General features: G+C 62.9%; 11 protein-coding genes. 6 read left to right on the top strand and 5 right to left on the bottom strand.

Annotation, left to right across the window (positions count from 1 at the left end; translation table 11 throughout):
* Positions 1-25 precede the first annotated feature (25 nt).
* The 4 genes from ACYQ12_RS03845 to ACYQ12_RS03860 all read right to left on the bottom strand — a co-directional run bounded on the left by ACYQ12_RS03845 (position 26) and on the right by ACYQ12_RS03860 (position 6,421).
* Positions 26-1,453 (bottom strand): amidase, encoded by a 1,428-nt coding sequence (locus tag ACYQ12_RS03845; protein ID WP_459867963.1) that lies wholly within the window; start codon positions 1,451-1,453, stop codon positions 26-28.
* A 148-nt stretch (positions 1,454-1,601) separates the two neighbouring features.
* Positions 1,602-2,021 carry an NUDIX hydrolase gene (locus ACYQ12_RS03850; protein WP_459867966.1) on the bottom strand — a complete coding sequence of 140 codons (420 nt, stop codon included), beginning with the start codon at positions 2,019-2,021 and terminating at the stop codon, positions 1,602-1,604.
* Between the two features lie 76 nt (positions 2,022-2,097).
* The gene (locus tag ACYQ12_RS03855; RefSeq protein ID WP_459867969.1) at positions 2,098-3,357 is read right to left on the bottom strand and encodes a ribonucleotide-diphosphate reductase subunit beta; all 1,260 of its coding nucleotides are present in this window, start codon (positions 3,355-3,357) and stop codon (positions 2,098-2,100) included.
* A 127-nt stretch (positions 3,358-3,484) separates the two neighbouring features.
* The gene (locus ACYQ12_RS03860) at positions 3,485-6,421 is read right to left on the bottom strand and encodes a ribonucleoside-diphosphate reductase subunit alpha (RefSeq protein ID WP_459867972.1); all 2,937 of its coding nucleotides are present in this window, start codon (positions 6,419-6,421) and stop codon (positions 3,485-3,487) included.
* 443 nt (positions 6,422-6,864) lie between these two features.
* Between ACYQ12_RS03860 and ACYQ12_RS03865 the strand changes: the two genes are divergently transcribed.
* From ACYQ12_RS03865 to ACYQ12_RS03875, 3 genes are read left to right on the top strand one after another with little or no spacing between them, the layout of a single operon-like run.
* Positions 6,865-7,572 carry a winged helix-turn-helix domain-containing protein gene (locus ACYQ12_RS03865; protein WP_459867975.1) on the top strand — a complete coding sequence of 236 codons (708 nt, stop codon included), beginning with the start codon at positions 6,865-6,867 and terminating at the stop codon, positions 7,570-7,572.
* Positions 7,573-7,577: 5 nt separating this feature from the next.
* Positions 7,578-9,209: an ATP-binding protein gene (locus ACYQ12_RS03870; RefSeq protein WP_459867978.1), complete on the top strand. Its 1,632-nt coding sequence runs from the start codon at positions 7,578-7,580 to the stop codon at positions 9,207-9,209.
* The gene (locus ACYQ12_RS03875) at positions 9,206-9,631 is read left to right on the top strand and encodes a lipocalin-like domain-containing protein (RefSeq protein WP_459867981.1); all 426 of its coding nucleotides are present in this window, start codon (positions 9,206-9,208) and stop codon (positions 9,629-9,631) included. The genes ACYQ12_RS03870 and ACYQ12_RS03875 overlap by 4 nt, the downstream gene beginning before the upstream one ends.
* A gap of 21 nt (positions 9,632-9,652) precedes the next feature.
* Here ACYQ12_RS03875 and ACYQ12_RS03880 read toward each other — a convergent pair whose 3' ends face one another.
* Positions 9,653-10,567 (bottom strand): LysR family transcriptional regulator, encoded by a 915-nt coding sequence (locus ACYQ12_RS03880; RefSeq protein ID WP_459867984.1) that lies wholly within the window; start codon positions 10,565-10,567, stop codon positions 9,653-9,655.
* Between the two features lie 133 nt (positions 10,568-10,700).
* Between ACYQ12_RS03880 and metE the strand changes: the two genes are divergently transcribed.
* The 3 genes from metE to ACYQ12_RS03895 all read left to right on the top strand — a co-directional run bounded on the left by metE (position 10,701) and on the right by ACYQ12_RS03895 (position 14,675).
* The gene (metE, locus tag ACYQ12_RS03885; protein WP_459867987.1) at positions 10,701-12,992 is read left to right on the top strand and encodes a 5-methyltetrahydropteroyltriglutamate--homocysteine S-methyltransferase; all 2,292 of its coding nucleotides are present in this window, start codon (positions 10,701-10,703) and stop codon (positions 12,990-12,992) included.
* A 137-nt stretch (positions 12,993-13,129) separates the two neighbouring features.
* Complete coding sequence (locus tag ACYQ12_RS03890; RefSeq protein ID WP_459867990.1) at positions 13,130-13,900, top strand: MliC family protein; 771 nt, start codon at positions 13,130-13,132, stop codon at positions 13,898-13,900.
* A gap of 160 nt (positions 13,901-14,060) precedes the next feature.
* A complete protein-coding gene (locus tag ACYQ12_RS03895; RefSeq protein WP_459867993.1) occupies positions 14,061-14,675 on the top strand; it encodes an FMN-dependent NADH-azoreductase in 615 nt (204 codons plus the stop codon).
* Positions 14,676-14,683 lie beyond the last annotated feature (8 nt).

The following is a 14,683-nucleotide window of genomic DNA, read 5'->3' on the forward strand; positions in this document are numbered from 1 at the left end:
CGGATCGTCGGCCTGTCATGTACGGTCACGCCGGGACGGCGTTTTTCACCAGTGGCGGCCGTCGGTCAGTGAGCGGAAATACCTGCTGAAAGGCTTGGGCGGCACGTAAGACCATGGCGTCGTTATGACGCGCTCCGATGATCTGCGCGCCAATGGGCAAGCCATCCCGGGTGAAACCGCAGGGGACGCTGATGGCCGGCTGCCCGCTCATGTTCCAGGGCCAGGTGAACGTGGCCCAGCTGGTCCAGCGCGGGTGAGGCCATCCCTCAGGAACCTCCCGACCGGCCGTGAAAGGGCGGATCGGCGTGGTGGGGCAGAGGATCAGGTCATAATCCTGATAGAAGAAGCTCATGCGGTGCATGAGTTCGACCCGGGCAGCATCTGCCTGCAGATAGTCCAGCGCGCTGAGACGGGCGTAGCGCTCGGCCACTTCTCGTAGTTCGGGATCCATCTGCGCTCGGGCGGCATCGTCCTTGTCCTTGACCATCAGCGACGCCGTGGAAAAGAACAGGCGCTGGTAGTGTTCGCGGAGGTCGCCGATATCCGGGTCGACGCGAATGACCCGGGCTCCCAGTTCCGAGAACTTATCCGCCACATGGCGCACGGCGGCGGCTATCTCGGGATCGACATCGATCTCCAGGCCGAGACTGGGGCTATAGGCGATACGCAGCCCCCTGACACCGCCATTGAGTTCCTCGCGGTAATGCTGGGAAGCGTTCTGCAGCCGTGGGTCGCTGGGATCGGACTCGGTCATGACCTCGAGAAGCAGGGCGGCATCTCGTACCGTCCGGGCGATCGGACCGGGCTGGGAAAGCTTGCCGTAGTGGCTGCCCGGGTGCATGGGGGCACGTCCATGGGTCGGCTTGAAACCGACCAGACCGCAGAAGCTGGCGGGTATCCGGGTCGAGCCGCCGGAGTCCGCCGCCAAGGCCAGCGGCGCGATCCCCATGGCCACGGCGGCGGCGCTGCCGCCGCTGGAGCCACCCGGCGTCTTGTCCAGGTTCCAGGGGTTGCGGGTGATCCCGGTCAGCGGCGAGTCGGTGACCGCCTTCCAGCCGAACTCGGGCATGTTGGTCCTGCCGACCGGTACGAAACCGTGGCGGCGACAGGCGGCCACTGTCGGTGCATCCCTTCTGGCGGGGCTAGCCTCGGTGAGTCGCGAGCCGTCGCGCGTCGCCCAGCCAATCTGGTCGAAGGCATCCTTGACCGCTACCGGGAGCCCGTCGAGCAGCCCCATGGTCTGCCAGGCGCGATAGCGTTCGTCGGCGGCATGGGCCATTTCCAGGGTCATGTCACGGTCGATCTGCCGAAACGCATTGACCTTGTCGTCCAGGGCCTCGATGCGCTGCAGTGCCGACTCGGCCAGTTCCACCGCCGTGACGTCGGAGCGCTGCAGTCGGATGAGGAGTTCGGTAGCGGTGAGGCATTCATAGGATTCCATCTGCGATTCCATGCACTCTCCTTGGCGTTCATCGTGGTCGTTTTCCAGCCTCGGGGAGGCCGCGTGAAACGTTGACACAATGAATGAAGGCTAGCATACGCTGGGTGGCGTTCTGCCGGAGGCAGTTGTGCTGAGGCAGGAAAACCCTTCGCCGGTAACGCTAGGTGCAGGATGACGAGGCGATGCGCTGGTCGATCAGGGGCAGCACCACGTCCCGGGTCAGCGGTGCCAATCGCAATCGACTCGCGTCCTCGCGAGAGACCCAGCGGGACTCCTCGATCTCGGCCGCGATGCGGACACTGCCCTCGAGCAGGGTCCAGAACAGTTCCGCGCACACGACGTGGTCGGCTTCGTTCGCCGCGGGCGCTCGATAGGTCCCGATGTGTTGTGCCGAGCGCAACGTCACGCTCAACTCTTCTCGCAACTCGCGGTGCAAGGCACGCTCCGGCGTCTCGCCCGCGTCGATCTTTCCGCCCGGTTGCATGAAATAGCGACTGCCTCGCTTGCGCACCAGCAGCAGCCGGTGCTGATCGTCGAGGACGACCGCAGCCGAAATGACAATGACGCGTTTCGTGTCCATGAGATACCCATTGAGCCGGAAAAGCCCCGCTGAGCGGGGCTTTAGAGAGTCTCCAGAGCGTCGACTGGCCGGAATGTCAATCCCAGCTCAGTGCGCCGCCGACCTGATACTCGGTGACACGCGTCTCGAAGAAGTTCTTCTCCTTGCGCAGGTCGATGATCTCGCTCATCCACGGGAAGGGATTGGTGGCGCCGGGGAACTGCTCCTTCAAGCCGATCTGCGCCAGGCGGCGGTTGCAGATGAAGTGCAGGTACTCTTCCATGATCGCGGCATTCATGCCGAGCACGCCGCGCGGCATCGTGTCGCGGGCATAGTCGATCTCGAGTTGAGTTCCCTGAAGGATCATCTGGGTGACCTCATCCTGGAACTCCGGCGTCCACAAGTGCGGGTTCTCGATCTTGATCTGGTTGATCATGTCGATGCCGAAGTTCAGGTGCATGGACTCGTCGCGCAGGATGTACTGGAACTGCTCGGCGACGCCGGTCATCTTGTTGCGCCGGCCCATGGAGAGAATCTGGCTGAAGCCGCAATAGAAGAAGATGCCTTCGGTGACGCAGTAGAAGGCGACCAGATTGCGCAGCAGTTCTTGATCCGTCTCCGGAGTACCGGTATGGAAGTCGGAACGCGACAGCGACTGGGTGTGCTTGAGGCTCCAGGCGGACTTGGCGGCCACCGAGGGCACTTCGCGGTACATGTTGAAGACTTCGCCTTCGTCCATGCCCAGCGACTCCACGCAGTACTGATAGGCGTGGGTGTGAATGGCTTCCTCGAAGGCCTGGCGCAGCAGGTACTGGCGGCATTCGGGGTTGGTGATCAGGCGATAGACGGCCAGTACCAGATTGTTGGCGACCAGCGAGTCGGCGGTGGAGAAGTACCCCAGGCTGCGCTCGACGATCTTGCGCTCATCCGGGGTCAGGCCGTCCTGGCTCTTCCACAACGCGATGTCCGCATTCATGTTGACTTCCTGCGGCATCCAGTGGTTGGCACTGCCGTCGAGATACTTCTGCCACGCCCACTCGTACTTGAACGGTACCAGCTGGTTGAGGTCGGCACGCGCGTTGATCATGCGCTTGTCGTCGACCTCGATGCGCGCCGCGCCCATCTCCAGCTCTTCGAGGCCGGCGGCGACGTCGAGCTCCTCGAGCGCCTTCTGGGCGCGGACGATGCGGTCCGCCTCGGCAGGCTGGTAGCTGCCGGCCTGATAGCTGCCGGCGCTTTCCTGTACCTGCGGTTGCGCGGTTGCAGGCGCTTCGGGAGCCGCCGCAGGCTTGGGAGCCGCCTTGGCTTGCGGCTGATCAGCGGCGTCGTCTTCGTGGAATTCGTCCCAGTTCAACATGATCTTCCTCGTTCCTCGGAGGTGGAAGAGATAAGAAGGAAGCGCCCTTGGGGCGGAAGCGGAGGCAGTCATGAGCCTTCCTGCTTCGTCGGCGCGTAGCGTCGCCTTCCCTCTTCGGTCTTGATCGTTACTGGCAGGCCTCGCAGCCCAGATCATCGATATCCCCGGCCGACGGCGGACGCTGGCCGCCCTTGCCCTGCAGGAAATCCTCGATACCGCGCGGCTCCTGCGTGCGAGCCGGTTCGGCTTGGGCCTGCGGAGCCGGCGAGGACGCCGCGGTCGGCTGCGCATCGGGAGCACTGCCGCTGCCCACGGCATTGTGCTTGCTGCGGTCGACGGTGGATTTCTCGACCGAGGTGGCGCCCAGAGCGCGCAGGTAGTAGGTGGTCTTCAGGCCACGGAACCATGCCATGCGGTAGGTGACGTCGAGTTTCTTGCCCGAGACGCCGGCGATATAGAGATTCAGCGACTGCGCCTGGTCGATCCACTTCTGGCGGCGTGAGGCGGCTTCGACCAGCCACTTGGGCTCGACCTCGAAGGCCGTGGCGTAGCGGGCCTTGAGTTCCTCCGGCACGCGGTCGATGGGCTGCACGGAGCCGTCGTAGTACTTGAGGTCGTTGATCATCACCTCGTCCCACAGGCCGCGCTCCTTGAGCGCATGCACCATGTAGGCGTTGACCACGGTGAACTCGCCGGAGAGGTTCGATTTCACGTAGAGGTTCTGATAGGTCGGCTCGATCGACTGCGACACGCCGCAGATGTTGGAGATCGTCGCCGTGGGCGCGATCGCCATCACGTTGGAGTTGCGCATGCCCTGGCCGGTGACCTTGTCGCGAATGCGATCCCAGTCCTGGGTGGCCGAGGTATCCACCTCGATGTAGTCCGCTCCGCGCTCTTGAATGAGCCGGTCGATGGAGTCGATGGGCAGGATGCCCTGGCTCCACAAGGAGCCTTCGAAACTCTCGTAGCTGCCGCGCTCGGCGGCGAGGTCGGAGGATGCTTCGATGGCGTGGTAGCTGACCAGCTCCATGGAGCGGTCGGCGAACTCCACCGCTTCCTGGGAGGCGTAGGCGATGCCCTGCTCGTACAGCGCATCCTGGAATCCCATGATGCCGAGTCCCACCGGACGATGCTTGAGGTTGGAGCGACGTGCCTGTGGTACCGCGTAGTAGTTGATGTCGATGACGTTGTCGAGCATGCGCACGGCGGTACGCACGGTACGCTTGAGCTTGTCGCCGTCAAGCTGGCCATCGCGCACGTGGCGGGCCAGGTTGATCGAGCCCAGGTTGCACACCGCGATCTCGTCGACACTGGTGTTCAGGGTGATTTCGGTGCACAGGTTGGATGAGTGCACGACACCGGCGTGGCCCTGCGGGCTGCGCAGATTGCACGGATCCTTGAAGGTGATCCACGGGTGGCCGGTCTCGAACAGCATCGACAGCATCTTGCGCCACAGGTCCTTGGCCCTGACGCGCTTGTAGAGCTTCATCTGGCCGTTGCGGGTCATCGCCTCGTACTCTTCGTAGCGCTTCTCGAAGGCGGTGCCGTAGAGGTCGTGCAGATCCGGGCAGGTGGCGGGCGAGAACAGCGTCCACTCCTCGTCGTCGAAGACGCGCTTCATGAACAGGTCGGGCACCCAGTTGGCGGTGTTCATGTCATGCGTGCGGCGCCGGTCGTCGCCGGTGTTCTTGCGCAGTTCGAGGAACTCCTCGACGTCGAGGTGCCAGGTCTCGAGATAGGCGCAGACGGCGCCCTTGCGCTTGCCGCCCTGGTTGACCGCTACCGCGGTATCGTTGACCACCTTGAGAAACGGCACCACGCCCTGGGACTTGCCGTTGGTGCCCTTGATGTAGGAACCCAGCGCACGTACCGGCGTCCAGTCGTTGCCGAGTCCCCCGGCCCACTTGGAGAGCAGGGCGTTGTCGCGGATCGCGCTGTAGATGCCGTCGAGGTCGTCCGGCACGGTGGTCAGATAGCAACTGGAAAGCTGGCTGCGCTGGGTGCCGGCGTTGAACAGCGTCGGCGTGGACGCCATGTAGTCGAAGCTCGACAGCAGTTCGTAGAACTCGATGGCGCGCGCTTCGCGGTCGTCTTCGTTGAGCGCCAGGCCCATGGCGACACGCATGAACATCACCTGAGGCAGCTCGTAGCGCACGTTGTCGCGATGCAGGAAATAACGATCGTAAAGGGTCTGCAGGCCGAGATAGGTGAACTGGTTGTCGCGCGTGTGATCCAGCGCGGCGGCGAGCCGGTCGAGATCGAAGCTGCGCAGGCGTTCATCGAGCTGCTCGAACTCGATGCCCTTGTCGATGTAGGTCTTGAAGGCCGGGGCGTAGAGCTCGGCCATCTCCTGATAGGTGGCCTCGTCGGCCACGCCCAGGAAGGACAGCGCCTCGCGGCGCAGGTTGTCCTGCAACAGCCGCGCGGTGACGTAGGTGTAGTTGGGATCCTTCTCGACCAGCGTACGGGCGGTCATCATCAAGGCCGTGGAGACACCGTCGATGGGCACGCCGTCGTAGAGGTTCTTCAGGGAGGCGTCGACGATCTTCTGTGCGTCGACATTGGTCAGCCCCTCGCAGGCGTCGAAGACCAGCGTCTCGACGCGGCCCAGATCCAGCGGGCGTGCGGTGCCGTCGGCCAGTGTCACGTTGAGGCTCGGATGCGGCTTGGCGATGTCGCCGCCGACAGCCTGGCGGGCGCGGGCGTGTTCTTCACGGTAGAGGACGTAGGCGCGGGCGATCTTCTGTTCTCCGGCACGCATCAACGCCAGTTCGACCTGATCCTGGATATCCTCGATATGCAGAGTGCCGCCGTCGGGCATGCGGCGCTGGAAAGCCTCGGTAATCTGGGCGGTGGCCTGGGCGATGAAGTCGCGGACCCGCGATGAAGCCCCGGCGTTGTCGCCTTCGATGGCGATAAAGGCCTTGGTCATGGCCACCGAGATCTTGCCGGCATCGAACGTGACGACATCACCGTTGCGCTTGATGACCCGCAGCCGCTGAGGCGCTGTCACGCCGACTGACGACGCGTCAGATGAATGCTCCGAAGAGTATAGGGTTTCCATACGCCGACCTTTATCTAGGTTGAGGATGAAGAAAATGGTGCTAGGGCATTGAAATTCACCAGAAATCCTGTCGAAAAGTCAGATTTGACAGCGTCTGTATGAATTGATAGGAGCACACCATGTTGTAGTTATGGTTGAGCGGGACACAAGATAGTGTGCTTCCGAGGCGCCATCAAGTGGATAAAGTGTGTATATCTTGTGTCTCTTCTGGGTATGAGATCGGCATCATCCGCAAGGCCCGCAATGACGGGCGCGCAACCTTTTTCACGCCATATGTTAAAACCGGCCGGGTAAGTGGTAGGCTTTATTGCAAGTGATTTCGGGTATCATTGCGTGCTATCCGCTATGGTATAAGTGGCAACGTGTAAAGCCCTGTCGCAGTCCTTAAATAATATGCGTCAGGCAGGGATTGAAGGCACCAATTAAAGGGATGGATGACAGCTTTGGACAGCACAAGACACCAGGATCACATTCTGATCGTCGAAGACGATGAACGATTAGCGAACCTGACCCGGGAGTATCTCGAGGCCAACGGCTTTCAAGTCAGCCTCGAACACGACGGCGCACGTGGCGTGGAGCGCATCGTCGATGAACAGCCCGATCTCGTCATTCTCGATCTCATGCTGCCCGGTGAGGATGGCTTGTCCATCTGCCGGCGGGCGAGGCCGCATTACGCTGGCCCCATTCTGATGCTGACGGCGCGCACCGACGATATGGATCAGGTGCTGGGGCTCGAAATGGGCGCCGATGACTACGTCCCCAAGCCGGTCCAGCCGCGCGTGCTGCTGGCGCGCATGCGGGCGCTGATGCGCCGCAGCGACACGCTGGAGTCGGTCAGTGGCGCGACGCGGCTGATGTTCAACAATCTCGTCATCGACAGCGCGACGCGCGAAGCTTGGCTCGACGAGGAGCGCATCGATCTGACCAGCGCCGAGTTCGATCTGTTGTGGCTGCTGGCGGATAATGCCGGACGCGTGCTGACCCGCGAGGAGATATTCTCCCAGCTGCGGGGCATCAAGTACGACGGACAGGACCGCTCCATCGATGTCCGGGTGTCGCGGATTCGTCCCAAGATCGGCGATGATCCCAACCAGCCGCACCGTATCAAGACAGTGCGCAGCAAAGGTTACCTGTTCGTCAAGGATAGCTGACCCTGATGCGAAGAGGGTTAACCGACAGCGCTTTCCTGAGGGTCTATCTCTCATTGCTGCTGGCGCTGATATTGACGTTTGGTCTGGCGCTGCTGGGGTTTCTCATGGTCGATCAGGTCCGCCATGAGAAGTATCGGGAAAGGATCGCCAGCGGTCCGATGGCGCTTTTGGCGACGCTGGCCGAGACGCAGCCAATGGGCGAGCGGAATGCCTGGCTGTCTTCACTGGCGTCGACGCTGGGAATGCCGCTGGGCCTGCGCAGTCTCGATGCGCTGTCGCTCAACTATTTCGAGCGTGCGCGGCTCGACGACGGGCGTCCGCTGATCGAACTGGTGGATGGCGACTGGCGGGTGCTCAGGCGGCTGCCCAACGAGCCTTGGGTGCTCGAGGCGCATCTGGATACGTTAGGCGAGCAGCAGCTGCGAGGCGCAACGGAGGCGCTGCGCAACTGGCTCAACAGTGTCAGCGGAGATGAGCGCAGCGCACGCATGGAGGCCTTGAGAAACGCCTTTCACGTGCCCCTGCGTCTGACTCCGACGCCGCCCGGCAGCGTGGACCCCATCCAGCTGACCCGGCTCGAAGGCGGCGAGATCGTGGTGCGCCTCGACCCTGGCGTCGGTACTTTCTACATCCATGCCCGGCTCGGCACCGACCGCTGGTTGCAGATCGGTCCCGTGCGCACCTTCGAAACCATGCCCATGTCGCTGGCCCTGGCCCTGCTTGCCATCGTGCTCAGCGTGCTGGCGGGAGCCATCTACTTTATCGTGCGCGGGGTGGAAGGCCACGTGGCACGGCTCGAGAAAGCCGCGACGCGTATCGCCGGCGGTCACCTTGATACCCGTGTGAAAGTCGAAAGCAGCGATTTTCTGGGACGTCTCGGCATGGCCTTCAACGGCATGGCGGCCCAGGTGCAGTCCCTGCTGCGCAGTCAGCAGGAAATGATTCGTGCCGTTTCCCACGAACTTCGTACGCCGGTAGCACGGATTCGCTTCGCCGTGCAGATGGTCGAAGACATGACCACACAGGAGTTCGTGCGCCAGCAGCTGAAGGGAATCGACGGCGATATCGAGGAGCTGGATCAACTGATCGACGAGATCCTGACCTATGCGCGGCTGGGTAACGACAATGTGCAGGGGGTAACGCTCGAGACCGAGAACGTCGCCTGCCGTAGTGTGGCGGAGCGGGTCGTCGAGACACTGGCGCCGCTGCATAGCCACCTGGCGCTGGAAGTGGTGACGGTACATGACGTCGAAGTGGATGCCGAACCGCGCTATCTCCAGCGAGCGCTGCAGAATCTGGTATCCAACGCCTGCAGACACGCCACGGCGCGGGTCCAGGTGAGGATATCGCGCGAAGCGCGTGCCGTGCGCCTGGATGTGGAGGACGACGGCCCCGGAGTTCCCGAAGCCGACCGTCTGGTGATCTTCAAGCCTTTTGCTCGTCTCGACGACAGCCGGACACGGAGTTCGGGTGGCTACGGTCTGGGACTGTCGATCGTGCAGAAGGTCATGGCCTGGCACGGGGGTAGCGTGGTCGTCGACAGCAGCCGTATTCTGGGCGGGGCACGATTCAGTCTGCTGTTGCCGATACGTGGTCGGCTCGATACCTCCCGAAATTCTACGAGTGACAATTCATGAACCCGACGTCAACCTCCCTGTACGGGAGCTGGAAACTGTTGCACTTCGTCTATCGCTGGCCGGATGGACGCGAATTGGCCCCGCTGGGGCAAGTCCGCGGCTGGCTGCACTATCTTCCGGCGCCGGAGGCGAGAATGAGCGTACAAGTGACGGCCGAGGCCCGGCCGCCACTCGATCCCGACAGCGACGCTTGCCTGGCGACGCTGTTCCGTTCGGGATTCTCCTATACCGGATGCTGGCGGCTGGAAGGCAGCGTGATACACCACGACGTGGACATCGCCACCTTGCCGGTATGGGAAGGCACGACACTGAGCCGGGCCGTCACGCTGAAGGACGATACCCTGACGCTGGCGACTGACGAACCCAACCCGCAGATGCCGGAGGGAGGCTACGAGACTCTGCTGATCTGGCAGAAAGCGTAAGCACTGCGAAGCCGGCGGGGTTCAGGCCGGCTTGATTCCCGCCAGTACCGCGAAGGACGTCTCCCGGGCGGTGCGCAGGAAATCCTCCATCCACGGCAGGTCGCGCTGTTCTTCGCGAATCGCCGCGAACAGCGTGCTCCAGACTCCCGTTTCTCCCAGCGACAACGCCCGCACATAGTCCCGCTCGAGATATTCGGTCAATGCCCAGTTGGGCAGTGCACAGACGCCGCGCCCGCTGGCCACCAGTTGCATCATCATGATGGTCAGTTCGGCGGTACGCACCTCGCGCGGCGCCACGCCGGCGGGATCGAGGAACTGGGTGAAAACGTCGAGCCGCGCATGCTCCACCGGATAGGTGATCAGCGTCTCCTGAGCCAGATCGTCCGGCTCGACCCAGCCCTTGACTGCCAGTTCATGCTGCTTGGCTACGGCCAGCAGTCCCTCGTAACGGAACAGTGGCTCATAGTGCACGCCGGCCAGCGGCTGCGGATCGGCGGTGATCACCAGGTCGAGATGCTCGCGGGCCAGCGCCGGCAACGGGTCGAAGCTATGCCCGCTGGGGATGTCGACTTCCACTTCGGGCCAGTGGTCGCGGAAGTGGTCGATGGTTGGCATCAGCCACTGGAAGCAGCTGTGGCACTCGATGGCCATGTGCAGTCGTCCCTGCTCCTCACCGGCCAGCCTCGCCAGGTCTCGTTCGGCCATGCGAATCTGCGGCAATACCTGCTCGGCCAGCGCCAGCAGGCGGACACCGGCGCGCGTGAATTCCACCGGACGGGTCTTGCGCAGAAACAGCGGGCTGCCCACCCGCTCTTCCAGATCCTTGATCTGGTGCGAAAGGGCCGACTGCGTCAGGTGAACCCGCTCGGCGGCCTCCACCAGCGAGCCGGCATCGCGTAGTGCGATCAGAGTGCGAAGATGGCGAAGCTCGAGCATGAATGAAATTCTTTCAGTTTTATGATTAATAAATGTAGTTTGATTCAATTATCGATGCCAGTGAGACTGCCTAGCCATCGCACGGCGATATCGATCGCCAATTCTATCCGTTAAAGACGCCAAGGAAATAACGATGCTGGCACATATCCTGGGTTACCCACGCATTGGTGCGAACCGCGAGCTCAAGCGCGCCGTCGAGGCCTACTGGAGGGGCGAACTGGCGCAGGATGCCTTGGAAGCCACCGCTGCCGAGCTACGCGCTCGCCATTGGCAGGATCAGCGCGACGCCGGGCTCGACCTGGTGACCGTCGGTGACTTCGCTTTCTACGATCAGGTACTCAATGTCTCGGCCCTGGTGGGTGCCGTGCCGCCGCGTTTCGGCCATGTCGAGGGCGACGTCGATCTCGATACCACCTTCCGCATGGCACGCGGACGCGCCCCGACCGGTACGCCGGCGGCAGCCTGCGAGATGACCAAGTATTTCGATACCAACTATCACTATCTGGTCCCCGAGCTGTATCGCGATCAGACCTTCCGGATCGCCAGCTCACGCCTGTTCGACGAAGTCGATGAGGCCAAAGCCGCCGGCCACCCGGTCAAGGTGGCTCTGCTTGGACCGCTGTCGTGGCTGTGGCTGGGCAAGACCAAGGGGGAAGGCGACGCAGCATTCGAGCGGCTCGACCTGCTCGATGCGCTGCTGCCCGTCTACGGTCGGATTCTCAATCGCTTGGCCGAGCAAGGCGTGGAGTGGGTTCAGCTCGATGAGCCGGCCCTGGTGCAGGATCTGCCCCAAGAGTGGCAACAGGCTTTCGAGTCGACCTACAACACGTTGCAGTCGGCCCCGGTCAAGCTGTTACTGGCCACCTATTTCGGGGACCTGGGCGACAATCTGGCGCTGGCCACCGGTCTGCCCGTCGAGGCGCTGCACATCGATACGGTGCGTGCCCCAACACAACTCGCACGGGTGCTCGATCGTCTGCCGACTTACAAGATCCTGTCGGTGGGGGCCATCGATGGACGCAACGTATGGCGGGCCGATCTGGCGGCGCTACGCGAGAGCCTGGCCAACGCGCGCATGCGTCTCGGCAATCGTCTGTGGCTGGCCCCGAGTTGTTCCTTGCTGCATGTCCCGGTGGATCTGAGCGGCGAGACGACGCTGGACGAGGAAGTCAGGGGGTGGCTGGCGTTTGCCCGCCAGAAGCTCGACGAGGTGGCGACACTGGCGCGCCTGTTGGATGGCCGGGCCACACCGCAGGATTTCACGCGGCTGACCGAGGCCACGGCTGCGCTCGACGCCCGTCGACGTTCCCCGCGCATTCACAAGCCGGCGATCGGTGCTCGCCTCGAGAGCGTGACGGCGCGCGATAGCCACCGGGCCAGCACTTATCCGGTACGGGCCCGCGCGCAGCGTACGCGCTTCGACCTGCCGCTGTTTCCGACAACGACTATCGGCTCCTTTCCCCAGACGGACGAGATTCGCGGTGCACGACGCGCCTTCAAGCAGGGCGAACTGGACCGCAACGCCTATGAAACGCGCATACGCGAAGAAATCGCCTTCACCGTCGAGCGCCAGGAGGCGTTGGGGCTCGACGTACTCGTGCACGGTGAGCCGGAGCGCAACGACATGGTCGAGTATTTCGGCGAGCGACTCGACGGCTTTGTCTTTACCGGCAATGGCTGGGTGCAGAGTTACGGTTCGCGCTGCGTCAAGCCACCGATCATCTGCGGCGATGTCAGTCGTCCCCGGGCGATGACGGTACGCTGGAGCGAATATGCCCAGTCGCTTACCGACAAGCCGATGAAGGGCATGCTGACCGGCCCGGTGACCATCCTGCAATGGTCGTTCGTGCGTGACGATCAGCCGCGCGAGGCCACCTGCCGCCAGATCGCCCTGGCGCTGCGTGACGAAGTCGCCGATCTGGAAGCGGCGGGTATCGGCATCATCCAGATCGACGAGCCGGCCTTGCGCGAGGGGCTGCCGTTGCGCCAGGCCGAATGGCAACACTATCTGGACTGGGCGGTAACATGCTTCCGGCTCACCGCAGCCGTGGCCCGCGACGAGACGCAGATCCACACCCACATGTGCTATTCGGAGTTCAACGACATCATTGCCGCCATCGCGGCACTCGACGCCGATGTGATCACCATCGAGACGTCGCGTTCGGACATGGAGCTGCTCGACGCCTTCCAGGACTTCGCCTATCCCAACGAGATCGGGCCGGGCGTCTACGACATTCATTCGCCCAACCTCCCCGAGGTGGATTGGATGGTGGCGCTGATGGAAAAGGCCGCCAAGAAGATTCCTGCCGAGCGGCTGTGGGTCAACCCCGATTGTGGCCTCAAGACCCGCGGTTGGGCGGAAGTCGATCCGGCTCTGGAGAACATGGTCGAGGCGGCTCGGGAACTGCGTCGCCGCCATGCATGAGACGATCGGCATCTTGGGCGGGCTTGTCATGTCAAACGCTTGAATTGGCGCCGTGATCAGCGTCAGCGGGTGAAAGCGAAAGGGGATGGTGCTTGGTATGCTGAGACCTGAATTCTTACTCTCATGCAGGAGTCATCATGCGTCTCGCCCCGCTGCTTGCCGCCATGCTGGTGATGGCCGGTTGTACCTCGCAGGCCCCGGCGCCGTCCGTACCGCCCAAGGTCCAAGACCTCAATCACGCTTCGAAGGAACAGGTTCCGGCGGAACAGGCCGACACGGTCGAAGCCAAGCCGACTTCACCGCTGTTGCCGTCGGCATTCTTCGCCGACGGAGCGCCGGCTTTCGTGGCCTGGCGATGCACGCCGGCACAGGATCTGATCGCCGCGTTTCCCGAGGGCGAGCTGCGGCTGTGGTCGGGACAGGGATTCTATCGGCTCGATCCGGCGATCGTGGCGTCCGGCGCTCGGTATGTGAAGGACGACCTGGCATTCTGGAACAAGGGCGACGAGGCCGTCGTCGAGAGTGCCAACGGCCGGCTCGAGTGCCAGCGCGATATAAGCCGCGAGACGACCACTCGGGAAACCCGCCCCAATGCGATCTTCTTCGCCAAGGGTAACGAGCCGGGATGGATGATGATGCTCGATCGTCAGACATCGCAGCTGAGGCTGATTGCCGATTACGGTCAGCAGACATTGACGCTGCCGTACAAGATCGAGCGTTTGACCAATGGTCAGGAGGCCACGGTCTTGCTGCGTAGCGTCCAGAAGGATCAGGCGTTGCAGGCCCGTCTGCAGGCCAAGGCATGTTTCGATTCGATGAGCGGCATGCCCTATCCGGTGCGGGTCAGGATCGAATTGCCGGACCGGACACTGCTCGGATGCGGGCAGGGAATAGAGCGCCAGCCGTAGTGCGGCGAAGCGAGCGTAGCTTTACTGTACGAAGCTCTTGGAAGGGGTAGTGGACTGCAAACCCATCGTTTTTGTCGAATGAATGGCGCGGTTTTTTGCGATTTTCATTGCAAAAAAACGGCTTAAAATGGCCGTCATCTCTATCCAAGGAGGACAGGCGATGACGACCCCTACCCAAGTGCTGCTGCTCAATACGTCCATTCTCGGCGACAATGGCCAGTCTCGCGGCCTGGCCGAGCACTTCAAGCGTCAGGCTGATGCGCGTGACGATGTCACCGTGACCGAACGCGACCTGGTGGCCCAGGCTCTGCCGCATCTCGATAGCGCCGAACTGGCCAGCTGGATGGTGCCCGAGAGCGAGCGGGGCGACGAACAGCAGACCCTGGCGTCGCGCTCCGAGGCGCTGCTCGACGAACTGCTGGCACACGACGTGCTGGTACTCGCGGTGCCTCTCTACAACCTGGGGATCCCCTCGCAGCTCAAGGCCTGGTTCGACCGCGTGCTGCGCGCAGGCAGGACCTTTCGATACACCGAGAACGGCCCGCAGGGGCTGGTCGAGGGCAAGCGGGCCATCATCCTGGCGGCGCGCGGCGGCCAGTACGTGGGTACCGAGTTCGATTCCCAGACGCCGCATCTACGCCACATGCTGGGCCTGATGGGTATTACCGAGGTCGATTTCGTCTACGCCGAAGGGCTGGCAATGGGCGAGGCGCGTCGCGACACCGCCATCGGCGAGGCGCGTCAGGCTATCGACTCACTGGTAGCGGGTTTGTAACCGTTGGC

This window comes from Halomonas shantousis (genome assembly GCF_054654615.1).

Excerpts from the sequence above, each read along its gene's own strand:
- ACYQ12_RS03845 (WP_459867963.1), bottom strand. The coding sequence starts at position 1,453 with ATGGAATCGCAGATGGAATCCTATGAATGCCTCACCGCTACCGAACTC.
- ACYQ12_RS03860 (WP_459867972.1), bottom strand. The coding sequence starts at position 6,421 with ATGGAAACCCTATACTCTTCGGAGCATTCATCTGACGCGTCGTCAGTC.
- ACYQ12_RS03870 (WP_459867978.1), top strand. The coding sequence starts at position 7,578 with ATGCGAAGAGGGTTAACCGACAGCGCTTTCCTGAGGGTCTATCTCTCA.
- ACYQ12_RS03890 (WP_459867990.1), top strand. The coding sequence starts at position 13,130 with ATGCGTCTCGCCCCGCTGCTTGCCGCCATGCTGGTGATGGCCGGTTGT.
- ACYQ12_RS03880 (WP_459867984.1), bottom strand. The coding sequence starts at position 10,567 with ATGCTCGAGCTTCGCCATCTTCGCACTCTGATCGCACTACGCGATGCC.
- ACYQ12_RS03875 (WP_459867981.1), top strand. The coding sequence starts at position 9,206 with ATGAACCCGACGTCAACCTCCCTGTACGGGAGCTGGAAACTGTTGCAC.
- metE (WP_459867987.1), top strand. The coding sequence starts at position 10,701 with ATGCTGGCACATATCCTGGGTTACCCACGCATTGGTGCGAACCGCGAG.
- ACYQ12_RS03850 (WP_459867966.1), bottom strand. The coding sequence starts at position 2,021 with ATGGACACGAAACGCGTCATTGTCATTTCGGCTGCGGTCGTCCTCGAC.
- ACYQ12_RS03855 (WP_459867969.1), bottom strand. The coding sequence starts at position 3,357 with ATGTTGAACTGGGACGAATTCCACGAAGACGACGCCGCTGATCAGCCG.
- ACYQ12_RS03895 (WP_459867993.1), top strand. The coding sequence starts at position 14,061 with ATGACGACCCCTACCCAAGTGCTGCTGCTCAATACGTCCATTCTCGGC.